The sequence below is a fragment of the Virgisporangium aurantiacum genome, assembly GCF_016863635.1.
Lineage (GTDB): Bacteria > Actinomycetota > Actinomycetes > Mycobacteriales > Micromonosporaceae > Virgisporangium > Virgisporangium aurantiacum.
Genome location: NZ_BOPG01000027.1, coordinates 64189 through 86850, shown reverse-complemented (window position 1 = coordinate 86850; position 22662 = coordinate 64189). Strand labels below are relative to the sequence as shown.

Genomic DNA, 22662 nt, shown 5'->3' with positions numbered 1-22662 from the left:
GGCCTATCCTCATTTCCGTCGGCGCCGATGAGACCGACCCGGGACGCGGTAGTGGCGCGTCCCGGGTCGCCTTTTCCGTCAGTAGTGGCAGGGGCCGCAGCGGATCGTCCGCCCGCTGTTGGCGCAGTAGCACTCCCGGTACAGGGCGCCACCACAGTTCGGGTAGTAGTTGCACGGCCCGGTGTAGGGGTACGCGCCGCAGGGACAGCTCGCGGCTGCCGTGGTCGTCGGCACGAACCGGCTCAGCATCCGGTCGCCCAGCTTCTCCAGGCGTTTGAGCATTCAGCGTCTCCTCTCGTTCGGCCGCCCGGATCCAAGCTCGCATAACTCACTTGGCGGACAGATTGCCCATAGGCGGACGAAACAGGAGAGTAACAGTGTGAATAGATGGCTACAACTATCACTTTGTTGTATTCGACGCATGCAATTCGATATCGCGCGCACGCAAAAGCAACACCGATTGGAAAGACGGTGCGAGCTGCGCAAACAATTCGGTGACAAGCGTTTCGCGCGATTGCGTAAATAGACCTCCCCCGTGGACGCCTGTGCCGTCACCGTACCAGATTGATCGTCGTCGCCACGTGCGCGAAATCTATGCCGCTCCGAGCGCGTCGAGCTTCCGGATGAGGTGGCCGACCACCGGCAGTTCGCCGACCGTCTCGCCCACCGGGAGATCGAGGTACTTGGCCGCCATCTCGCCCAGCGGCGTCTGCGGCCCGAGCAGCCGGATGAACGGCGCGTCCTCGCGGCTCAGCGAGAGCAGCGAACGTCCGCCGAGCCGGCTCAGGTCGGGTCGGCTCACCTGATCGAGCTCGTCGGCGTCGAGGAACGGCACCTCGGCGTGCGTGCCCAGCAGGATCCGCCGGTAGAGCTTCACGTAGTCCTGCTGGCTCACTCCCCCGACCGCGACGACGCCGGGCAGCAGGCAGTGCACGATGTAGGTGAGCACCCGGTCGGGGTGGATGTCACCGGCCCGCAGCGCGTCGACGAACGCCTGCCGCTCGTACGGCACCGGCATCGGCGCCCCGTCGACCTCCCGGACCCAGCGGGCCCGGTCGCCCTCGCCGTCGAGCACGACCTGGTGGAGCCGCGGACCCTTACGCATCCACAGGAAATCGGGCGAGGCCCGGTTGACCGCCAGGTTCAAGGGATCCTCGACGAGGTGACGTTTGACCCGGACGAACGCATCCCGGACGGCGGGGTCGAACAGCAGCCGCGTGACCGGGCTGTCCGGATCCTCCAGTTGGAGCGCCACGCACTCCGCGTAGACCGCGTCGTCGAGCGCGACCCGCCGCACGCCGTGGTCGAGGTCGAGAGAGCGCCAGATCTCGTCGTTGGCAATGCGGTACGCCGTGGGCGCGTCGGGAAAGGTGCGCCCGACGAGCCGGCCGAGCACGGGATCGCCCGCCACGTCGCAGTCGCCCTCCATCAGGTCGAACGTCATCGTCACCGGACCCGGTATCAGGCAGAACGTCATGTCCTTCAGCTGCGCCTTCGCCACCGGCAGGACGCGCAGCAGCGAGCCGCGGCTGCGCAGGAACGTGGGGCCGAGCACCGGCACCCGACGGCTGAGGCAGCTGACGGTCGAGCACTGGTTCATCACCGCGATCGACACACCGGCCTCGGCAGTGGCCCAGTGGAACAACAGGTTGTGCAGGAATGTCTCGCCCTCGAGCAGCAGGTTGGAGTGGTCGGCCTGCTGCATCACCGGGATCCGCAGCAGGTGGTCGCACACCGCGTCGACGTCGGCGTCCCCGTGCGCGTGCAGGTAACGCTCGACGGCCCGCACCAGCCGCGCGCGATGCGCGTTGTACGACGGCTCGGGCGCGGGGATCAGGGCGCCGAGGTAGGCCCGCAGCGGGGTGTCCAAGGCGCGCAGGAGCTGCGCACCGAGGTCGGAGCCGGCGGCGACGAGTCGCTCGACGACCGGGATCGCCGCGAAGGCGGGAGCGGGCGCATCACACGTCATCATCGACCGGGACGTTAGGCAGGGGCCTGTGCGAAACCGGTGAAAAACCGGTGTGGATGCATTCCGGATACCCGTGATCATCGATTTGTGGAGCGGTTCTTGATCAGTTCCGCACAATCGGCTGTCGGACGATGGTGCGGGCGGCCCCGCACCATCGTCTCCCCGGTTCAGTGGTCGGTCAGCAACTGATCGCCACGTCGAACAACACGTCGTACGCGCAGGTGTCGGCGCCGAAACTGCCGTCGACCCGGTCGCTCGCGGCGAACGCGTCGGTCGTGTCGAGCGTGTCGTTGCCCTGCCCGCCGTTGAGGTTGTTGCTGGCGAGCGAGTGGGCGGTCAGCGTGTCGCCGGCCGTGCCGCCGACGATGTTCTCGACGTCGTTGCGCATGTCGTCGCCCTCGCCGGGGGAACCGTCGTCGGCGATGTTGTCCAGGTTGACGTACACCGACGTGGTCCGGGCCACGTACGAGGCGGTGTCGGAGCCGACCGACCCCTCGAAGAAGTCCTTGCCGTCGACGCCCGCCGCCGCGATGTAGGTGTCGTCACCGGTGTGCCCGAACGCCCAGTCGTTGTCCGCTCCCCCGCTCAGCTCGTCGTTGCCGCCCATGCCGTACAGCGTGTCGTCGCCACCGGCGCCCAGCAGCGTGTCCGGGCCGTTGCCCCCGGCCAGGATGTTCGGCACGTTGCTGCCGACAATCCGGTTGCCGCCATTCCCGCCGTGGACGTTCTCGATGTCCTCCTTGACGTAGTCCCCCTCACCGGTCTCCCCGTCGTTGGCCACCGTGTCGAGCCGGATCGTCAGGGCCGCGGTCCGCTGGTAGTAGTACGCGTTGTCGGTGTCGTTGCCGCCGGCGATCGTGTCGGCGCCGTCGGTGGTCGCCTCGGCGAAGAACGAGTCGTTGCCCGCGCCCCCGTCGAGCGTGTCGTTGCCGGTTCCGAGGCAGATGATGTCGTCGCCGCCGAGGGCGTTGACGACGTCGTTCCCGCCGAGCGACGCGATCACGTCCGCACCGGCGGTGCCGGTGATCGTGTCGCCGGCGGCCGTGCCCACGATGGTCGCGACGCGGAAGTTGCACATCACAGGCGCGGCCTGCGCGGGTGCCGGCAGCACCAGCACGAACGCCCCGGCGATGGTCGCCGCCAGCGGTGCGCCGGCGCGTCGGAAGTTCAGCATCGGTCCCCCCTCCTTTCCTCCTGTCCGGGCGCCCGGTCGGGCGCCCGGCCCGGCGGATCGCCGAGCCGGGGGTACGGTGCCACGGCGCGATTGGTAGTTGATTGGTGACCGATGGGCAGCGCCCTGGCATTCATAAGCGATAGCGATCACCTCGATCGGAAACAATCGCTTTTCGCGATGCCATTGCGGATCTAGCGTCGGTGGCATGACAACCAACGGCACCCTGACGCCCGTCACGCCGGCGGTCGAGCCCCCAACGCCGCGGCCACGGCGGTCGAGCCTGGTGTGGGCTTTGATGGCGACCCACTTCGTGAGTCGGGCCGGCGGGGTGGCCCGGGCGTTCCTGGTGCTCTACCTGACCCAGGAGCGGGGGCTCTCGCCGACGACGGCGGGGGCAGTGGTGGCGGCGGTCGGCATCGGGGACATCGGATCGCAACTGCTGGGTGGCTGGTTGGGCGACCGGATCGGTCGACGCCACACCATGCTGCTCGGGTTCCTGGGCACCGCCGTCGCGCTGATCGCGCTCGGATCGGCGGAGACCATGCCGGCGATCTGCGTGGCGGCCGTCGGCGTGGGGCTCATGGCCGAACTGTTCCGCCCGGTGGGATCGGCCGCCGTGGCGGACCTGCCGGCGCAGGAACGCCTCCGCGCCTACGGCTCGCTGTTCTGGGCGGCCAATGTCGGCTTCACGGTCTCGACGGTGGCCGCCGGGATCCTGGTCCGGCACGGGTACGGCGTCCTGTTCTGGATCAACGCGGCGGCCGCGGTCCTCGCGGCGCTGATCGTGTGGCGACACGTACCGGAGACCCGTCCGTCGACGCCCGAGGCGCCCCGACGGGCACTGCTACCGGTCCTCCGCCGCGATCCGCTGATGCTCGCGATGACGGCGATCCACGTCGTCTACTTCACGATGTTCCTGCAGACGTTCTCCACGCTCCCGCTGGTGATGACCGCCGACGGCCACGGCCCGGGAACGTACGGCGCGATGCTCGCGCTCAACGGGATCCTGATCGTCGTCGTCCAACCGATCGCGGTGCGGTTGCTCGACGGCCGCGACACGACCTCCGTTCTGGCGGTGTCGATGCTGCTGGTCGGCATCGGCGGCGGGCTCGCCGCCGTCGTGCACGGCGGCACCGTCCTCGCCGGGTCGATCCTCGTGTGGACGCTCGGCCAGATCGGCGTCTCCGTCGTGTTCGGCGCCACCTTCGCCGGTCTCGCGCCGGCCGACCTCCGCAGCCGGTACATGGGGGTCGCCTCCACCGCGTGGAGCGTCGGCGCCGTGCTCGGACCGCTACTCGGCACCGCACTGCTCGACCACGCCGGGCGGACCGCCCTGTGGGCGGCGTGCACGCTGACCGGACTCGCCCTGTACGCGGTGCAGCGGGCCGTCACCCCGGCACTTCGCCGCCGAACCACACAACTCGTTTCCCCGTAACGATCCGGAGGCATGACATGTCGACATTCGTATTGATCCATGGCGGCGGAGACGTCGGCTGGTCCTGGCACCTGGTGGAGGCCGAGTTGCGGGCGCGTGGGCACGACGTGCTGGCGCCCGACCTGCCGGGTGACGACGAGTCCAAGACCCTGGTGGACTACGCCGACGCCGTGGTCGAGGCGGTCGGTGAGCGGCGGAACGTGGTCGTCGTGGGCCACTCGTTCGGTGCGTTCACCGCCCCGTTGGTCGCCGCTCGGCTGCCCACCGATGTGCTGGTCCTCCTGGCCGGCATGATCCCGTCGCCGGGTGAGTCACCGGACGAGTGGTGGGCCAACACCGGCTACCGGAGCGCGGTGGAGGAACAGGCCGGGCGCGACGGCGGACTGACCGGCAACGCCGATCCCTACGTCAGCTACTACCACGATGTCCCCCGGGCGCTGGCCACGGAGGCGATGGGCAAGGAGCGCGCGCATCCGTCCACGGCCGCGACCGCCGCTCCGTGGCCGCTGGACGCGTGGCCGAACGTGCCGACGAGGTTCGTGCTCTGCAGCGAGGACCGCTTCTTTCCGCCCGACTTCTTCCGCCGGCTGGTACCCGAGCGCCTGGGCATCGTCCCCGACGAGATCGCGGGCAGCCACTGCGTCGCGCTCAGCCGCCCCACGGAGTTGGCGGACATGCTGGTGCGGTACGCGACCGAGGTGCGGCACCGGGCCGGATAGGCTCGGGCGTCGATGAACATGGGGGTTGATCGTGAGCGTGCGGCGTCCCGAGGTGATCTGGGCCGAGGCCGCGGCCCATGCCGTGCTCTCGGCGGCGGTTCCGTCGCTCGCCGGTTCCGGGTTCACGGTGGACGGCGCGAGCCTGGTCGAGGACGACACCGGGGACGGCTGGTTCGCCATCGGCTGGGTCGAGGGCGGGCGGGCGGTGCTGTACGGCTTCCGGCCGTACGGGAGCCGGATCCACGCACACGTGCCGCCGGTCGACCCGTTCGCGGGCGGCCCGGACTGGTTGCCCTGGGAGCGGCTCATCGCGACACCGATGCTCGCGTTCCTCCACTGGTGGGACGGGTCGTCCTGGGCACAGGCACCCCTTCCGGAGATCAAGGACCACGGCGCCGGCTACACCAGCGGGACCGTCGAGGACCTCTACCTCGAACTGGGCGAGGACTACGACGCGTTGGGAGAGGCGAACCGGCGCCTCGTCGACGCCGCCGAACAGGGCGCGGTCGACCGGCCGGTCATCGAGGCGCTCCTGGCTCCGCTGGACGAGGAGGGGGACGTCGAGGCCGCGTTGCGGATCGCCGCGCGAACGGGTGTGGCGCCCGGTTCGAGCCGTCCGGAGCTAGCCGCCGGCACCGGCGAGCCGCCGGGTCGACGGGTCCCGATCTTCGACCCGGACCAGATCGGCGGCGTGATCACCGTTGGCATGCGCGACACGGATGAGGTGGAGCGACCGGCAGCCGTCGCGGGGCCGGCCCGGGCCCGGCTGGTGGAGTGGGCCCGCACGCACGGCGAGATCACGGCGGCCTACGTGGGCCACGCGCGGCCCGGGTTCGCCTATCGCGACGCCCGCGGTCAATGGCTCGATCCCGAGCCGTCCGAGCTGTTGACGGCCTGGCGCGAAGAGGACGCCGACCCGGCGCGCGGGCGCTGGCTGCACGCGCGGGTCCGGGCGGACGCGGACGGCGCGGTCGTCGAATGCTTTCACGACCACCTTCCCGCGTGGTGGGAGAGCGGGTTCATGCCCGATGCCCAGGTCGAGGCGCTCCGGGCGGAGATGCGGCAACGCGATCCGCGCTGGCGTCCGGGCTGGGCGGAACTCCTCGACCGGGACTTCATGGCCACGGGAGTGCCGCCGCGGCTGTGCTGGCGCCCGAGTCTGCGCTGGTCCGGCGAGGAGCGGGACGTCGCCCGGATGCTGCGCTCGGGCACACTCTCGTCGGCGCCGCTGGAGGTGTGGCAGACCGCCCGCCCGACGCTGGTCGAGCTGGCCCGCGCGGAACCCGGATCCCTGGCGGCGCTCATCGCGGCCGAGCCCACCGGCGGCGAGCGGCTGCGGCAGGCGTGGCTGGGCGCGCTCGCGGACGCGGGGGCCGGCGGCCGGCTTCCGGTGGACTGGTTCGCCGGACCGGGCGCACGCTGCCCGGCGTCGGCCCTGCGGAAGCTGATGAAGCAGGCCGCGGTGCCACCCCGGGAGGGCCTGCCGGTGCCGCGCGCGTTGCTGGACGTGGCCCAGCCCGGCGCCTGGCCGCTGCCCGACCCTCGCAGGGACGGCCAACCCTTCACCGGCAGCACCGACTTCGCCGCCATGGCGACCCGCCCGCCCGTCGCCAGGATCAGCCGGTTCGTCCGCGACATCGGCCGGTACGGCAACGTCGACTACACGGACATCCTGGGGCGGGTCTGGGCGGCGCTGCCCGGCCCGCTCCGGGAGCTGGTGGACGGCTGGCGGACGCAGACCGAGGCGGGCGGCCTGCCCGCCCTGGAAGCCGGTCTGGCCTATCTGGCGCCGCTGGCCGCGGCCGGGTTCGCGGACCTCGACCCGGGCTTCCTCAGCGGATGGGCGCCCACCGACCCGGTCGACGCCCTGGTCCGCGCGCTGCGTACCGGTATTCCGGGCGAGCTGGAGTTTCCGTTCGCCGAGAAGATCGTCGGGCAGCGCGGCACGGAGGCGCTGGTCGTCCAGCACGGCGACTATCTGACCGTCGTCACCCACCCAGCGCGGGTGTACGGGACCGACGGCGAGCTCCTGACCCGGCGGGTGACGATGCCCGAGTTGTTCCCCGAAGCGGTCGTCCATCCGGGGCCGGTGTTCTGGTACGACGGCACGGACCTGCGGATGGCCGACCGCACCGGGGTCTTCCGGCTGGACGGGTACGGCGACGACCACGGGCCCCTGCTGACCTTCGACGCCGACGCGGCCGGCCCCGACTACCCCGAGACCGCCGAGGTGACCTTCCCCGGCGCGGACCACACCACCCGGATCGGCTGCGGCGGCGGACGGCTCCGGTTCCACGCCGCGGACGGCACGGAGACCGCGCAGGCACCGTTCGGGGTCGTGCAGCACGTGCAACCGGGCGCGCACCCGGTCCCGCCGCCGGGCTGGTGGCGGCACATGCGTCCGGTGGACCCGGCCGGATCCGCGGCACTGCGCCGGATCGACCGTGTCGCCGCGGGCGCGCTGGCCGAGGCGGCGCTGCTCGGCCCGCGCGAGGCGGACCGGCGGCTGGGCGAGCTGCTGCCGGCGGTCACAGATCCCCGGCTGCGGGCGGCGGTCGTCGAGCAGGCCGGGCTCGCCGCGCGCTGCCTGCACGGCGTCGCCCGGCTCGGCGCCGGCGGCCTGCCCGCCGTCCTCACGCCCGGCGCCGGCCTTCGGGTCCGCCGGAACATCGAGGTGGTCACGCACGGGCGGCTCCTGGCGGGCAAACTGGTGGACGCCCTGACCGAGCGGCCCGGGTTGGTCGGAGTGACCGACGTTCCCACCTTCGATCGCCGCCGCCTTCCCTTCCTCGAGCTGGGAAGTAGGGCGCTGAGCATCGTCTGGCCCTGGATCACGGCCCACCAGCGGGCCGGCGAACTCGACGAGTTGCACGCGTGGGCCTGCACGCCGTTCGCCGACGGTTCCGGGCACTGGTCCCGGATGCTCCTGGATGCGACCGAGCGGTTCGATCGACCCGAAGGCGAGATCTGGCACCTGTCCGGATCGGCGCTCGTCATCCTCGACTACGACAACCACGAGCGACGGGCGACGGGGATCCGGTACGCGCCGGACCCCGACGCCGACCCCGAGGTTCCGCCCGGTTGGCAGTGGGCCGGTCAGTTCCACCAGAACTGGGGCTCACCCGACACCGTCCGGCGGTTCGACCGGCTCCTCGCCGAACGCGGACCGCTCTCCCCGGATCCGGCCTTCGCCGTGGAACTGGCCGACCGCACCGGCATGTCCCGCCGGGACGCCGCCCACGCGGTCTTCGGCTCCCCGGGCCGTACCGTCGCGGAACTCGCCGCGCTCCGCCCGCCGGAGATCGTCGACCTGTACCTCGACCCGGCGACGGGCCAGGTGGCCAGGGCGCGGATCTCCGACGGGACCGCGATCCGCCTGCGCGAGCTCATGATGTCCGACGACCCGTGGACCACGGGCCTCGACATCGCCCGCGCCGCGACGTGGCAGAACGGCGGCTGATGAGCGTCACATCTGCTGTGCCAGCTCGGCGGCGGCTTCGACGGCGACCTCGATGGCCCGGGTGACGAGGGGCGACTGGGTGCGTCCGGCCGGCCAGAACAGGTACCACGTGCACGTGGGCGACGGCCGCAGGCGGTGGATGCTGAGCCGGTCGTCGGACCAAGCGTCGGATCCGTACAGGGCGAACCAGGGCTGCACCGCCGAACCGATGCCCGCCCGCACCATTGACACGACGGTCTCGTGACCGGCGGTCCGGAACACGATCCGGGGCCGCGCGCCGTGGCCGGCGAGCGTCCGCTCCAACCACTTCTGGTGATGGGTGGACGGCCAGGCGACCATCGGCGCGTCGTCGAGCAGCTTCACCCGCACGGGACCGTCGGGGAACGCGTCGGCGTCGGCCACCAGGAGGTACGGCTCGTCGAGCAGCTCGACGTGCTCGACGTCGCCCTCGATCCGACCGTAGTGGAACAACAGGTCGAGGTCCCCGATCTGCGGGTCCTCCGGGGTGACCTCGGAGAGCCTGATGTCGCAGCCGGGGTGCTCGGCGAGCAGCCGGCGCACGACGGTCGGCAGGATCAGCCTCGACACGGCCGGGAAGGTACCGATGTCGATCCGGCCGTTGCCCGCCCGGAAGCGGTCCACGGCGTCGGCCAGCGACTCCGCCCTCGTGAGCAGATCGCGTCCGTGGGCCAGGACCACCTCGCCGAGCGGGGTGATCCGCACCGGCCGGGGACCTCCGGGTCGGTCGAAGACGGCGCCGCCGACGGCCTTCTCCAGCGCGGCGATCTGCTGGCTCACCGACGACTGGGTGTAGCCGAGCCGAGCGGCCGCCCGCCCGAACGTTCCCTCTTCGGCGATGGCGTCCATGGTTCTCAGGTGGCGCAGCTCGACGTCGGCCATGGGCCGAAGCATAGTCGGTGACGATCAACTCGATCGGAAATCATCGCTTTTCTCAATGCGACGGCGCGCGTACCGTCCACTGATCAACACGAAAGGAAACACACCAGTGACCCCGGTCCTGCTACTCGTCAACGGGCGGCGGCACAGCATCACCGTCGACAACCGCACGTCGCTGCTCGACCTGCTGCGCGAGCACCTGGGCCTGACCGGGACGAAGAAGGGCTGCGACGCCGGTGCGTGCGGAGCCTGCACGGTGCTGGTCGGCGGCCGCCGCGTCAACGCCTGCCTCACGCTCGCCGTACGCCTCGACGGTGCCGAGGTCACGACGATCGAGGGACTGGCCGGGCCGGGCGACGACCTGCATCCGCTGCAGCAGGCGTTCATCGACCGGGACGCCTTCCAGTGCGGGTTCTGCACACCGGGGCAGATCGTGTCCGGCGTCGCCTGTATCCGGGAGGGGCACAGCGGTTCGCCGGACGAGATCCGCGAGTGGATGAGCGGCAACATCTGCCGCTGCGGGTGCTACGTGAACATCGTCGAAGCGGTCGAGCAGGCCGCCGCCGGGGAAGGGTGAGCCGTGTTCCCCTTCTCCTACACCGCGGTCACCGACGTGCCGGCGGCGTTGGCGGCCGGCCGTCGCGGTGGCCGGTACATCGCCGGCGGTACCACGCTGGTCGATCTGATGCGCGAAACCGTCGAACGCCCCGAGCACCTGGTCGACATCGACGCGCTGCCGCTGCGCGACATCTCGGCCACGGCCGGCGGCGGGCTGCGACTGGGTGCGCTGGCCCGCATGGCCGACGCGGCGCGGCATCCGCTGGTCCGCACCGGGTTTCCGGTCGTGTCGCAGGCACTGGAACTCAGTGCCTCCCCGCAGTTGCGGAACATGGCCAGCCTCGGCGGCAACCTCATGCAGCGCACCCGGTGCACCTACTTCCGTGATGTCTCCGCGGCGTGCAACAAGCGGCGGCCCGGCGCCGGCTGCGCCGCGCTGGACGGCTACAACCGCACCCACGCGATCCTCGGCACCTCCGACGCGTGCGTGGCCACCCACCCCTCCGACCTCGCCGTGGCCCTGACCGCGCTCGACGCGACCGTCCACCTGCTCGGACCCGACGGTGCCCGCCCCGTGGCGATCGGCGACTTCCTGCTGCTGCCCGGCGGCACACCGCAGCACGAACATGCCATCCGGCCCGGCGAGCTGATCACCTCGATCGAGATCCCCGCCCATCCACGTCCGCTCGCCTCGGGCTACCTGAAGGTCCGCGACCGCCGGTCCTACGAGTTCGCGCTGTGCTCCGCCGCGGTCGTGCTGCACGTACGCGACGGGGTGATCCGCGCGGCGAAGGTCGCGGCCGGCGGCGTGGGCACCGTGCCGTGGAAGCTGCACGCGGTCGAGCGGCACCTGGTCGGTCGGCGCCCGGCACCGGAGTTGTGGATCCGCGCGGCGCAGCACGCCGCCGCCGGCGCCCGGCCGTTGCGCCACAACGGTTTCAAGGCCGAGTTGCTCACCCGCACGGTGGAGCGCCAACTACGCGTCGTGGGAGAAGACAGATGACCGTGGGAGCGCCCACCCCGCGGGTGGAGGGCCGGCTCAAGGTGACCGGTGCCGCCCGGTTCGCCGCCGACCACCCCGTCGAGGGTGTGGTACACGCCGTCGTGGTCGACGCGACCGTCGGCCGCGGCCGGATCACCGGCATCGACGTCGACGCCGCCACCGCTCAGCCCGGCGTGCTCGCGGTGATCAGTCACGTGAACGCGCCGCGGTTGCCGTACCGGGACAACGCCGGGTCCCACCACCCGCCGGGACAGCGGCTGCGCGTCTTCCAGGACGACCGGATCCGGTTCTTCGGGCAGCCGGTCGCGGTCGTGGTCGCCTCGACCCTGCCGAGCGCGCAGCACGCCGCCGGCCTGATCGAGGTGGCCTACGAGGCCGAGCGGCCCTCGTTCGACCTGGACTCGGCGCCCGCCAACGAACCGGTCGCCTACGCACGCGGCAGCGCCGAGGAGGCGTTGGCGTCCGCGGCGGTGCGGCTGGACGTCACCTACCGGACCTCGCGCAACCATCACAACCCGATGGAGCCGCCCGCGACCATCGCGGCCTGGGACGGCGACCGGCTGACCGTCTGGGACAAGACCCAATGGGTCGGCGGCACCCAGGCCGAACTCGCCGCCGTCTTCGGCCTGCCCGACGAGGCCGTGCGGGTACTCTCCCCGTTCGTCGGCGGCGGTTTCGGCTCCGCTCTCCGCTGCTGGCCGCACGTGGTCATCGCGGCGCTCGCGGCCCGTGTCGTCGGCCGGCCGGTCAAGCTGGTGCTGACCCGGCGGCAGATGTACGTCGGGACGGGATTCCGCCCGGCGTACCGGTACCGGCTCCGGCTGGGCAGCGACCGGGACGGCCGGCTCGGTGCGGCCGTCCACGACATCCGTGCCGAGACGTCGAGGTACGAGAACTTCCACGAGGGCATCCTCGCGGTCGGGCAGATGATGTACAGCCTGCCGCACGTCAGCCAGGAGTACCGGACGGTGCCGCTCGACGTGAACACGCCGGTGTGGATGCGCGGTCCCGGCTACTCCACGGCCGCGTTCGTCATCGAGTCGGCGCTGGACGAACTCGCCGACCGCATCGGCGTCGACCCCGTCGAACTGCGCCACCGCAACGAGCCGACGCACGACGAATCCACCGGCCTGCCGTTCTCCACCCGCCGGTTGCGGGAGTGCCTCGACGTGGGCGCACGCGAGTTCGGTTGGCGGAACCGGCCGCCGGCGCCGCGCTCGCAGCGCGACGGGGACTGGCTGATCGGCACCGGCATGGCCGCCGGCGGCTACGACGCGTCACGGGACGCCGCGCAGGCCCGTGCCCGCCTCGACGCCGACGGCAGCGCCGTGGTCGAGGCGGCCACCAGCGACATGGGTCCCGGAACCTACACCTCGATGACGCAGGTCGCCGCCGACGCCCTGGGCCTGGCGGTGGACCGGGTGCGGTTCCGGCTCGGCGACTCGCTCCTGCCGCCGACCCCGTCACACGGCGGCTCGCAGACCATGGCCAGCGTCGGATCCGCCGTGCAGGACGGCTGCGACAACCTCCGCCGGCAGGCGATCGCCCTCGCCGTCCACGACGTGGACTCCCCGCTCCACGGGGCCGACCCCGACACGGTGATCGTCCGTGCGGGCCGGATGTCCGTCCGCGATCACCCGGCCCGCGGCGAGACCTACAGCCAGTTGCTGTCCCGCCAGGGCCGCACCCACCTCGAGGCACCTGGTTCCTTCACCCCGCCACCGCCGCCGGAGCGGTTCTCCCTCTACGGCTTCGCCGCGACCTTCGCCGAGGTCGCCGTCGATGCCCGCCTCGGCCTGGTCCGGGTGCGCAGAATGCTCGGCGTCTACGACGCCGGCCGCATCATCAACCCCATGCTGGCCGACAGCCAGGCCATCGGCGGCATGGTCGGCGGCATCAGCACGGCGCTGCTGGAACACACCGTCACCGACCCGCGCGACGGCCGCATCGCCAACGCCAACCTGGCCGACTACCTGGTACCCGTCAACGCCGACATGCCCGAACTGCGCGCCGTCTACCTACCCGGAGAGGACCGCGAGGTCGATCCGCTCGGCGTCAAGGGCATCGGCGAACTCGTCCACGTCGGCGTGGCACCCGCCATCGCCAACGCCGTCTTCCACGCCACCGGCCGACGCATCCGCGAACTACCCATCACCGCCGACATGCTGCTGTGACCACCGGCCGGCGCACGGCGTCGCCGCTGTTACGGTTCGGCCATGAGTGAATGGATGGACGACGCGGTGGAGGGCTACCTCACCGATCTGGCCGCCGCCGAGCACGGCGATCCCGTCCTCGATGACATGGAGGCCCGCGCCCGGGAGCACCGGTTCCCGATCATCGGCCGCGCCACCGGCCGGTACCTGGAAATGGCCGCCCGCTCGATCGGCGCCCGACGGGTCATGGAACTCGGATCGGGCTACGGGTACTCCGCGTACTGGTTCGCCCGGGCGGTGGGCCCGACGGGCGAGGTGGTGTGCACCGACGGCGACGCCGGCAACGCCGCCCTCGCCGAGGAGTACCTGCGCCGGGCCGGGGCGTGGGACCGGATCCGCTACCGGGTCGGCGACGCCCTCACCGGGTTCGCGGCGGAGACCGGGGAGTTCGACGTGGTCTACTGCGACGTCGACAAGGAGGGCTATCCCGACTGCTGGCGGGCGGCCCGCGAGCGTATCCGGGTCGGTGGAGTGTGGTTGTGCGACAACGTGATCTGGAGCGGCCGGGTGGCCACCGGCGGCGACCCACCGGACGAGCGGGGCACGACGGCCGCGATCCGCGAACACAACCGCCTGGTCGCCGAGGACGACCGGTACGTCGGCAGCATCGTCCCGATCCGCGACGGCGTGATGGCGGCGCTGCGGGTCGCCTGACGCGCCGAGCGGGCCGCGCGTCAGGCCGAGGAGCCGCGGACCTTGAGCGGATGGACGCGCAGGGGCACCGAGAAGTCGGCGGCGAACTTCTCCGGCGAACCGAACTTGACGGTCATCCAGTGCTGGTACTTCGCCAGATACGCCGGATGCTCGTGAGCCGGCGGATCGTCGGTGATTTCGGCGGTACCCACGAACGTGATGATTCCGAAGCCCGTTCCGTAGCCGTCGAAGTTCAGGGCCACCTGCTCGTTGAGGCGGATCAGTTCCAGCCGCTTCGCGAGGGTCTGGTTGTACACCAGGAAGTTTCCCGCCTCCTGATCCCACCAGAACCACACCGGTGCCGGCTGAGGCATGCCCTGCTTTCCCATCGCGGTGAGCCAGGCCAGATACTCCTCGTCGACGCGGCGCCGCACACTCTTGGCGAACGCGCTGTCGTCGGTCGGAAGTTGAAACGTCATGTCGGGTTCCTCTCTTTCCCCGGCTCAAGGATCATCGGCGCCGGCCCTGGACACTCGCCGGATCCGGACAGGATGCGTCTGACCCGCTGCACCACGTGGATCAGGCCCTCCCAGTTCGGCAGGTATGCCTGCAGCAGCAGGTGATCCGGCCCGCCCGGACGCACCTCCAACAGGCCCGGGTCGCCGTCGACGACGATCGTCCGCCGGTAGGTGGACCCGTCGACGGCCTCCACCCCGGGTATCGCTCGCGCGGCGAGCATGCCGCGCACCGCGTCCCAGTCGTACGGCCGTGTCACGGCGAGCCGGAGGCGCAAACCGTCGTCGACGGTGGGTCCGCCGATTCGGTGCCGCCGCAGCTGGTTCGGCGGCTGGTGAAACGTCTCCCGTATCGTTCTGTTGAATTGGCGCAGGCTGCCGAACCCCGCGGCGAACGCGACGTCGATCACCGTGAGGTCCGTGTCGTCGAGCAGGCGGCGCGCGAACTGGGCCCGTCGGGCGCGGTTGAACTGGTGCGGGGTGACGCCGAGATGTTCGTGGAACAGCCGGCGCAGGTGACGTGCGGACAACCCCAGGCGGCGACCCAGCTCCGCCTCGGTACCGTTGTCGAGGGCACCTGCGACGATCATCCGGACGGTGCGGCAAACGAGCTCCGACGCCGCTGACCCGAAAAGGCGGTCACGCCGGCAACGCACACAGGTTCGGAACTCCGCGGCCTCCGCCGAATCGTGGAGGCCGGTCCACCGTCTCGGAATGCTCATGCTGCCCTCCAGGCAATGTTTTGCTGGAGGTCACTGTGTGCCAGAGCGCCGACGCCCACCAGATGCGAATGTCATACGTGCCACCATGAATTATGGCGGACGTGATCGTGGTGACGCGCGACGGCGTGGACGGGTGGGCCGCGACGCGGGGAGGCCAGCCGGTCGGTCGGCTCCGGGTCCTGGTCAGGCCGGACGGCCGCACGTGTCTGTATCTTCGCGAGGTCGCCGACGACGCGTACGCCCCGCTGGTCGACTCGGCCTTACGCGTGCACGCAGGCGATCTCTACGTCGAGGTCGACGAGACAGCCCATCACGCGCGAGACGTTCTGTCGGCGCGGGGATTCGTTGTTCAGCGGCACGAGCATCACTACCTGATTCCCACCCAACTGTCGGCCACAGGTCCAGCTTCGGCCGGCGGCAGACCGGCGCCGGTCGGTTTCGCCTTCGTCTCGGCGGCCGAGTGCGATGTGGATCGGCTGCGGGAGTTGGACGATGCGTTGCGTCAGGATGTGCCGGGCGCCGCGGGTTGGCGCAATGATCCGGTCCGATTCGCCGATCAGACGTTCGCGGATCCGGAGTTCGACCCGGCGACCTACCTCGTCGCCGTCGCGGAGGGCACCGGTGTCTACGCGGGCCTGGTCCGCGTGTGGATCCGACCGGAACGGCCGCGGCTGGGCCTGATCGGTGTGCTGCCTGCGTTCCGGCGGCGCGGCCTCGCTGTCGCGCTGCTCAACACCGTATTCGGCGTCCTGTCGGCCCGCGGCCGCTCGGAGGTGACGTGCGAGGTCGACGAAACCAACACCGCCTCGAACGCGCTCGTCACCGGCCTGGGAGCTCGCCGGGTGGGTGGAGCCGTCGAGCTCATGAGGTCCGCTGAATTACGTCATGTGGTGTAGAGCCCGTCCAGCACCGCCGTGTAGCGCTCCTCCACCGCCCGGCGCTTGAGCTTCAACGACGGTGTCAGGTCGCCGGCCTCGACGGTCAGGTTGCTCTCCAGGATGCTGAACCGTTTGATGCTCTCCCAGCGTGCCAGCCCGGCGTTGAGCTCGCCGATGTGCCCGTCGATGACCCGGTTCAGTTGCGGCGACCGGGCGATCTCGGCGTGCGTCGCGCCGGCGAGGTCGTGCTCGGCCGCCCACACCCGCACGGCGTCGGCGTCGAGGTCGATCAGGGCCGTGATGTACGGCCGGCCGTCTCCGTGCACCACGATGGTGCTCACCAGCGGGCAGATCGTCTTGAACTGCGCCTCGATGTGCTGGGGCGCCACGTATTTGCCGCCGGCCGTCTTGATCAGGTCCTTCTTCCGGTCGGTGATCCGCAGCGCGCCGCGCGCCGTCACCTCGCCGATGTCGCCGGTGCGCAGCCACCCGTCGACGAGCGTCTCGGCGGTCGCCGCGGGCAGTTCGTGGTAGCCCTGCATCACGCCGGGACCGCGCACGAGAATCTCACCGTCGGCGGCGATCGCGACCTCCGAACCCGGCAACGGCAGCCCCACGGTGCCGTGCTCGGGGCGCTCCAACCGGTTGACGAGAATGCCGGCGGAGGTCTCGGTCAGCCCGTACCCCTCCAGCACGGGAAGGCCGATGGCGTCGAACCATTCACCGAGGTCGGCGGACAGCTTGGCGGCACCGGAGACCATGTAGCGCATCCGGCCGCCGAACCGGGCACGGATCTTCGCGAACACGAGACGGTCGGCGACCGCGCGTCGAGCGTCCAACCACAGGCCCGGCCGCCGCCCGGCAGCCCGGCGGCGGACGGCCTCGCGTCCGACCGCGATCGCCCAGTCGAACAGCCGTGCCTTGACCCCGCCCTGCCGGTGGGCGGTCGCGACGACACCGGCGTGCACCTTTTCGAAGACGCGCGGGACGGACGGCATCAGCGTCGGCCGCACGACCGGCAGGTTCGTGATGACGCGGCTGACGTCGCCGTCGATGACCGCGGCGTGGCCGATCGCGAGCTGGGTGGCCAGCAACGCCTTGCCGAACGAGTGCGCCAGCGGCAGCCACAGGTAACCGACGTCCTTCGGCCCGGCGAGGCCGGTCGCCTGCGTGGCGAACGCCTGGTAGAGCCAGCTGCGATGCGACAGCCGGACCCCTTTCGACCGGCCGGTGGTACCGGACGTGTAGATGAGCGTCGCGAGATCGTCGGGGCGCACCGCCGCGGTGGCGTCGGTGACCGCGGTCGGCGTGGCGGTCAGCAGTTGCCGGCCGCGCTCGCGCAACGCCTCCAGCGTCGTCGCACCGGTCGGCGCGGGCCCGTCCAGCAACACCGCGTGGCGGACCGGCGAGCCGGCGGCCAGCACCGCGGGAAGGTGATCGGCGTTCTCCACGACGGCGACGCGGCTGTCCGAGTCGGTGAGGATGTGCGCCACCTCGTCCACTGTGGACGTCGGATAGATCGTCGTGGTGGCGGCGCCCGCGCACATGATGCCGAGATCCACCTCGATCCATTCGACCCGGGTCGACGACATGATCGCGACCCGGTCCTCGGGGGCGACGCCGAGGTCGAGCAGGCCGGCGGCGATCTCCGCGGCGACGCGGCCGGTGTCGGCCCACGTCTGCGAGCGCCACCCACCCCGGCCGTCGGGCCGGCGGTAGGCCTCCGCGTCCGGGGTGGCGGCGACGCGGACCTCGAGCAGTGCGCCGAGCGAGGCGGGCGACCGGCGCTCCAGGGCGTGGAACCGGGCGAGCTCGTCGGGGGCGGCGGTGCAGGTCGTGGACGGGGTGACGGCGTCGATGATGCTCATCGCAGACTCCACACGTTACTTACGAGCTGTAACTTACGACCTGTAGGTTAGCCGCTCTACACTGCCGTTGTGAAGACCGTCACAGAACCGGAGGAGCCGCCCGTCACCGTCGACGCGCTGCGCACGGGACGGCGCCGGATGACCCGGGCGGCGCGGGAGCAGCAGCTGCTCGATCTCGCCGAGGAGCTGTTCCTGGCCAACGGCTACGACCGCACCACCATCGAGGACATCGCCCGGGCCGCCGGCGTGACCCGGCCCGTCGTCTACGAGCACTACGGCAGCAAGGAAGGCATCTACCTGGCCTGTGTGCGCCGCGCCCGCGGCCAGTTCAACACCGACGTCATGCGCGCGGTCGCCGGCACCGACGACCCGCTCGAACAACTCCGCTGCGGCGCCGACGCCTACTACCGGGTCCTGGAGCGCGATCCTCGTCGGTGGCAGCTGCTCTTCGGCCCCGGCGGCCTGGTCAGCGGCGCCCTGGGCGAGGAACTGGCCCGCGAGCGGTTCCGCACCGTCAACCTGCTCGCCGACCTGTTCGAGCCGCACCTGCCGCAGCACGACCAGCAGCAGGTCGACGCGTTCGCCCACGCCACGTCCGGCAGCGCCGAACAGCTCGGCCACTGGTGGCTCGCCCACCCGGACATCAGCCGGGAGCAGGTGGCGCGCTACTTCGTCGACAACGTGTGGGCAAGCTTCGAGGCGTTGCGATCCGGACCGGGCGGGCGGACGAACGTCAGATAGCAACGACCCGACGGGAGGAGCGGCGTTGCCCACCTGAAGATCGCGATCTGCGGAAGAAACCCGCAGTGAGACTCAAGGTTTCTTCCTCGCGTCGTGATCTTGTCGGGTTGCGGGGCGCCGTGCGGCTGCGCCTGTAGTCTTCGCCGCGGGGGTTGGGATGCGATCGAACGGGGCCACGCTCGGTGTCGTGCTGGACAGCACGACCGTGCCGGCCGAGGTCAGCGTGGATGGCGAGCGGCTGTCGGTCATCGGCTATGTGTGGGAACCCACCACCGAACTGGTCGGGCTCGACAGCGCCGGCGCGGTGTGGTCGTACTCCCCGGACCGGCGCAGCCGGACGCCGATGAACTCCTCCGTCGACGCGCTTCGCCGGTTCCTCGACCTGTTCGGCGAGTTCTTCGCGACCACCGATGGTCCGCCGCCGGCGACGTACACGGCCGAGCAGATGGCCGAGAAGCTTGCCGCGTTCCGGCGTGGTGAGATCAAGCCCCCCGTCGCCAGGCCGGACAACCGGGCTGCCCGCATCGGGCAGCTCAGGAAGACATTGACAGCGATCGACGAACCCGCCATCAAGGCCGGGTGGTGGTCCCTCATCCTGGAACAGGTCGACGACGGAATCCTGTGACGCCCTGGTGCCTACCGGACGGCGGCGAGCCAGCCGGCGAGGAGTGGCACCACGGCACGGAGGTCGTTGCCGTCGGCCGCGGCGTGCGCGGCGACGCGGGCCGCCGGGGTCGCGTTGAAGGCCACGGCGAACCCGACCTCGGCGAAGAGTGGCAGGTCCGACCGGCTGTCACCGACGGCCGCGCAGCGGGTCAGTTCCACACCGAGTTCGTCGGCGACCCGCACGGCGAAATCGCGCTTGCCCAGTTCGTCGAGGTGTTCGGCGACCGCCCCGCTGTACCGGCCGCCGGTCATCTCCAGGCGCGGGCCGCAGGCCCGGTCGAAGCCGAACCGTTCGCACAGGTACGCACCGACGGGTTCCCACGCCAGCGTGGCCAGGACCGGCAGCAGCCCGTGCCGGCGGCACCAGTGGACGGTATCGGCGATGCCGTCGACGAGCGGCAGCGACTCCAGGAACTCGCGCACCTCCGCGGGCGTCCGGCCCGCCCAGCCGCGGGCGTCCCGCACGGACACGTCGGTGTTGGTCAGGGTGCCGGCGGCGTAGCCCGCTTCCGCCTCCCGTACGACGTCCGCGTGACCCAGCAGACCCGCGAGATGCTGCCCGCTGCTGGACGGCACCAACGTCCCGTCGACGTCGACGAACACCACCCCACGCACCACGACCGAAGGCTATCGACCACCTCCAACTACGAGGCACCGGCTACGTCCTACGGCGTGAGCCATCGGTCGAACCAGGCGACGACCCGTTGGTGGGTTTCCCGCCAGAGTTCGGGGGTCAGGAAATGGTCGACGCCGGGGTACTCGACGTAGCGCAGACGGTCGGGGCCCTGCGCGTACAGCGGTGTGAGCCGGTCGTGGAAGTCCCGGATGTACCTCGCCGGGACGAACTGATCGAGTTCGGCGCCGTGGGCCAGGATCGGCACCGGGTAGAACCGCTCCGGGTGCCGGTGCGGGCTGTCCGGCCACGGCAGCGTCCACTCCGGGGAACCGACCATCGGCGCCGCGGCCCGGATGCGGGGCTCGGCCAGGACGGCGGCGTAGCTGATCTCGCCGCCCAGGGAGCGACCGGTGATCCCCAGCCGGCCCTCGTGGGCCCGTCCGGACGCGACGAGTTCGTCGACGATCGCCGGCACCTCGGCCGCCGTCGCGGTGAGCAGTGCCAGGAACTCGGCCTCTGTCTCGTCCTCCGCCTCGGCCCACCGCTGTTCGGAGAACACCTGGTCCCAATCGGGACGACGGCGGTCGCCGTGTCCGACCGCGTCGACCCGGACGACGAGGAAGCCGGCGTCCGCGAGCGCACCGGCGAGGTCCCCGAGCTGGGACTTGTCGCCGCCGAACCCGTGGTAGACGAGGACAGCTCCGCGGCGCGCCGCGACCTCGGGAGCCTGAACCGACGTCAGGAGAACCGGCGCACCGGCGATGCTGGTCGTCACGGGCACCGATCGTGCCCGCACCTCACCGCCGACGCGACGGGTTAACGATCGTCAGGACCGGTTCCGGCGGGCCCGCCAGCCGCGGACCCCGCCACCGTCCGCCTGGCTGGCCGACCCGGCGGCGCGGGCATCGCGGAGTTGTTCACGCAGTTCGTCGATGAACTCACGACGCTCGTCGGCCCGCGCCCGAGCCTCCCGTGCCGCGGCCTCCGCCTCGGCCACCTCGTCACGGGCGCCGGCCAGTTCCGTCCGCCGGTGCTCGTCCGCAGCCTCCAGGGCGGCGATCTGAGCCTGCAACGCCTCGACCTGGCCCTCCAGGTGGGCCACCCGAAGCTCCGCCCGGCGCAGCCGCGCCACCGGCGAAGCGTCGTCATCGACCGCCCGGTCGGAACTGTCCGCCTCGGAACCGTTAGACATCCACGCACCCCAATCAGTCGCTCACGCGCAGGTGAAAACTCTAGCCCGGCGGCGCCTGCAGGAGTGCGTACGAAACCTGGGTAAAAGCTTGGAACCAATGGTGCAGCCTGCTGTACCGGCGAAGTACAGCGCACGGGATCGATGCCCACAACTGGCGCGAATAGCGTCGAATCCATGACAACGATGAAGAAACTCCAGAGACTGACGGTCGGCCTGGCCGTCACCGCTGTGCTCGTCGGCGGCGTGGGCGCCGCGCGATCCGCCGCCACGACGACGCGGTCCGGCTGGCAGGGCATCACGCGTGAACAGGTCCGGATCGACTTCGGCACGGGCTGGGTCACGAAGGCCGAGCTCACCTACCCGACCCGCGCCAAGGGCCGCCTGCCGCTCGTGGTCTTCCTGCACGGCAGCGGGCACAACGACATGAACCAGACGCTGCCGGAGGGCCGGGGCGCGACGTTCGTCCCGCTCGCGCAGGCCGCCAGCCGCGAGGGGTTCGCGACCCTGCGCTTCAACAAGCGTGGCGTCACCGACATCGGGCCGGTGGAGAGCACCGATCCCGCACAGCTGAACCCGAAGAACCCGTACGACCAGATTCAACGGGACGCCGCGTCGGTGGTCCGGTTCGCCGCCGGCTCGACACGGATCGACCCGTCGAGGATCTTCCTGCTCGGCCACAGCGAGGGCACCAACGTGGCCGCCAACCTCGCCGCCGATCCGGGCCGGTTCGGCATCCCGGAGCCCGCCGGTGTGGTCGCGATGGGCGTCGTCGGCAGGGACATCAGGACGCTGCTGACGCTGCAGATCTTCGGTCGCCTGCTCCTGCAGCTGCACGACGAGTTCGACGTCGACGGTGACGGCCGGCTGACCGCCCGCGAGGCGACCGACGGCCTGATCGGCCAGCCGGCGGAGGTCGCCGACCAGTTCCGTTCCGTGCTGCTCGACGGCGACACGGTGCGGGCCGGCACCGACACCGACCACGACGGGCAGATCGCGATCGACGCCGAGGCGGGACCGGTGCTGCGCGCGGCCACCGGCATCGACAACTACCCGAACGTGCCCGGTCTGGAGACGCTCCAGGAGTACGTCGCCGACATCGCGCGCTTCCCGACGGTCACCGAAGCTCTGCCCCGGTTCGCCGGACCGACCCTGTTGCTCAACGGCGAGAACGACCTGCAGACCCCGGCCCGGGCCGCGCTGGCCGCCGACGCCGCCGTCGCCGCGGCCGGAAACGGGGACCACACCCTGGTCATCTACCCGGGCATGGCGCACACCATGAACGTCACCGCGAAGTTCCAGCCGGTGTTCGGCGATCCCGACCGGCGGGTCGTCGACGACATCCGCGGGTGGCTCAAGGCCCATCGCTGACGCGAGCCGGCCGCACGGGACAGGTACGGGCGGTA

General features: G+C 71.2%; 21 protein-coding genes. 11 read left to right on the top strand and 10 right to left on the bottom strand.

Annotation, left to right across the window (positions count from 1 at the left end; all coding sequences use genetic code 11):
• Positions 1–78: 78 nt before the first annotated feature.
• The 3 genes from Vau01_RS21665 to Vau01_RS21655 form a co-directional block, all read right to left on the bottom strand.
• Positions 79–282, bottom strand: coding sequence for a hypothetical protein (locus Vau01_RS21665; RefSeq protein ID WP_203995762.1), 204 nt, complete (start codon positions 280–282; stop codon positions 79–81).
• A gap of 310 nt (positions 283–592) precedes the next feature.
• Positions 593–1972 carry a hypothetical protein gene (locus Vau01_RS21660; protein ID WP_203995760.1) on the bottom strand — a complete coding sequence of 460 codons (1380 nt, stop codon included), beginning with the start codon at positions 1970–1972 and terminating at the stop codon, positions 593–595.
• A gap of 175 nt (positions 1973–2147) precedes the next feature.
• Complete coding sequence (locus tag Vau01_RS21655; RefSeq protein ID WP_203995759.1) at positions 2148–3143, bottom strand: calcium-binding protein; 996 nt, start codon at positions 3141–3143, stop codon at positions 2148–2150.
• Between the two features lie 205 nt (positions 3144–3348).
• On the opposite strand from Vau01_RS21655, the gene Vau01_RS21650 reads away from it, so the two are divergent.
• From Vau01_RS21650 to Vau01_RS21640, 3 genes are read left to right on the top strand one after another with little or no spacing between them, the layout of a single operon-like run.
• Positions 3349–4578: an MFS transporter gene (locus Vau01_RS21650; protein ID WP_203995758.1), complete on the top strand. Its 1230-nt coding sequence runs from the start codon at positions 3349–3351 to the stop codon at positions 4576–4578.
• A 17-nt stretch (positions 4579–4595) separates the two neighbouring features.
• Positions 4596–5297 carry an alpha/beta fold hydrolase gene (locus tag Vau01_RS21645; RefSeq protein ID WP_203995757.1) on the top strand — a complete coding sequence of 234 codons (702 nt, stop codon included), beginning with the start codon at positions 4596–4598 and terminating at the stop codon, positions 5295–5297.
• A 31-nt stretch (positions 5298–5328) separates the two neighbouring features.
• A complete protein-coding gene (locus tag Vau01_RS21640; RefSeq protein ID WP_203995755.1) occupies positions 5329–8757 on the top strand; it encodes a hypothetical protein in 3429 nt (1142 codons plus the stop codon).
• A 6-nt stretch (positions 8758–8763) separates the two neighbouring features.
• Here the strand turns inward: Vau01_RS21640 and Vau01_RS21635 are convergent, their stop codons facing one another.
• Entirely contained in the window at positions 8764–9657 is an 894-nt protein-coding gene (locus Vau01_RS21635) for a LysR family transcriptional regulator (RefSeq protein WP_203995752.1), read from the bottom strand.
• 106 nt (positions 9658–9763) lie between these two features.
• Here Vau01_RS21635 and Vau01_RS21630 point away from each other — a divergent pair, with 106 nt between their 5' ends.
• Genes Vau01_RS21630 through Vau01_RS21615 form a run of 4 tightly spaced genes read left to right on the top strand, consistent with a single transcriptional unit; the run spans position 9764 to position 14082 of the window.
• Complete coding sequence (locus tag Vau01_RS21630; protein WP_239151759.1) at positions 9764–10231, top strand: (2Fe-2S)-binding protein; 468 nt, start codon at positions 9764–9766, stop codon at positions 10229–10231.
• A gap of 3 nt (positions 10232–10234) precedes the next feature.
• The gene (locus tag Vau01_RS21625; RefSeq protein ID WP_203995750.1) at positions 10235–11215 is read left to right on the top strand and encodes an FAD binding domain-containing protein; all 981 of its coding nucleotides are present in this window, start codon (positions 10235–10237) and stop codon (positions 11213–11215) included.
• Positions 11212–13389 (top strand): xanthine dehydrogenase family protein molybdopterin-binding subunit, encoded by a 2178-nt coding sequence (locus Vau01_RS21620; protein WP_203995749.1) that lies wholly within the window; start codon positions 11212–11214, stop codon positions 13387–13389. Before Vau01_RS21625 ends, Vau01_RS21620 begins: the two co-directional genes overlap by 4 nt.
• Positions 13390–13431: 42 nt before the next feature.
• Positions 13432–14082, top strand: coding sequence for an O-methyltransferase (locus tag Vau01_RS21615; protein WP_203995748.1), 651 nt, complete (start codon positions 13432–13434; stop codon positions 14080–14082).
• Positions 14083–14102: 20 nt separating this feature from the next.
• Here the strand turns inward: Vau01_RS21615 and Vau01_RS21610 are convergent, their stop codons facing one another.
• The gene (locus Vau01_RS21610; protein ID WP_203995747.1) at positions 14103–14540 is read right to left on the bottom strand and encodes a pyridoxamine 5'-phosphate oxidase family protein; all 438 of its coding nucleotides are present in this window, start codon (positions 14538–14540) and stop codon (positions 14103–14105) included.
• On the bottom strand, positions 14537–15166 hold the full coding sequence (locus tag Vau01_RS21605; RefSeq protein WP_203995739.1) for a helix-turn-helix domain-containing protein: 630 nt from the start codon (positions 15164–15166) through the stop codon (positions 14537–14539). The genes Vau01_RS21610 and Vau01_RS21605 overlap by 4 nt, the downstream gene beginning before the upstream one ends.
• Positions 15167–15390: 224 nt before the next feature.
• On the opposite strand from Vau01_RS21605, the gene Vau01_RS21600 reads away from it, so the two are divergent.
• Positions 15391–16194, top strand: coding sequence for a GNAT family N-acetyltransferase (locus Vau01_RS21600; RefSeq protein WP_203995738.1), 804 nt, complete (start codon positions 15391–15393; stop codon positions 16192–16194).
• Here Vau01_RS21600 and Vau01_RS21595 read toward each other — a convergent pair.
• Positions 16182–18044 (bottom strand): AMP-dependent synthetase/ligase, encoded by a 1863-nt coding sequence (locus Vau01_RS21595; RefSeq protein ID WP_203995737.1) that lies wholly within the window; start codon positions 18042–18044, stop codon positions 16182–16184. The genes Vau01_RS21600 and Vau01_RS21595 overlap by 13 nt on opposite strands.
• A 69-nt stretch (positions 18045–18113) precedes the next feature.
• Between Vau01_RS21595 and Vau01_RS21590 the strand changes: the two genes are divergently transcribed.
• Positions 18114–18785 (top strand): TetR/AcrR family transcriptional regulator, encoded by a 672-nt coding sequence (locus Vau01_RS21590; RefSeq protein WP_203995736.1) that lies wholly within the window; start codon positions 18114–18116, stop codon positions 18783–18785.
• Positions 18786–18972: 187 nt separating this feature from the next.
• Positions 18973–19410 carry an SUKH-4 family immunity protein gene (locus Vau01_RS21585; protein ID WP_203995735.1) on the top strand — a complete coding sequence of 146 codons (438 nt, stop codon included), beginning with the start codon at positions 18973–18975 and terminating at the stop codon, positions 19408–19410.
• Positions 19411–19421: 11 nt separating this feature from the next.
• Here the strand turns inward: Vau01_RS21585 and Vau01_RS21580 are convergent, their stop codons facing one another.
• Genes Vau01_RS21580 through Vau01_RS21570 form a run of 3 tightly spaced genes read right to left on the bottom strand, consistent with a single transcriptional unit; the run spans position 19422 to position 21259 of the window.
• Entirely contained in the window at positions 19422–20069 is a 648-nt protein-coding gene (locus Vau01_RS21580) for an HAD family hydrolase (protein WP_203995734.1), read from the bottom strand.
• A 47-nt stretch (positions 20070–20116) separates the two neighbouring features.
• Positions 20117–20842 (bottom strand): alpha/beta hydrolase family protein, encoded by a 726-nt coding sequence (locus Vau01_RS21575; RefSeq protein WP_203995733.1) that lies wholly within the window; start codon positions 20840–20842, stop codon positions 20117–20119.
• A gap of 51 nt (positions 20843–20893) precedes the next feature.
• Positions 20894–21259, bottom strand: coding sequence for a hypothetical protein (locus Vau01_RS21570; RefSeq protein ID WP_203995732.1), 366 nt, complete (start codon positions 21257–21259; stop codon positions 20894–20896).
• 174 nt (positions 21260–21433) lie between these two features.
• Here Vau01_RS21570 and Vau01_RS21565 point away from each other — a divergent pair, with 174 nt between their 5' ends.
• Positions 21434–22627 (top strand): alpha/beta hydrolase family protein, encoded by a 1194-nt coding sequence (locus Vau01_RS21565; protein WP_203995731.1) that lies wholly within the window; start codon positions 21434–21436, stop codon positions 22625–22627.
• The last annotated feature ends 35 nt before the right edge of the window (positions 22628–22662 follow it).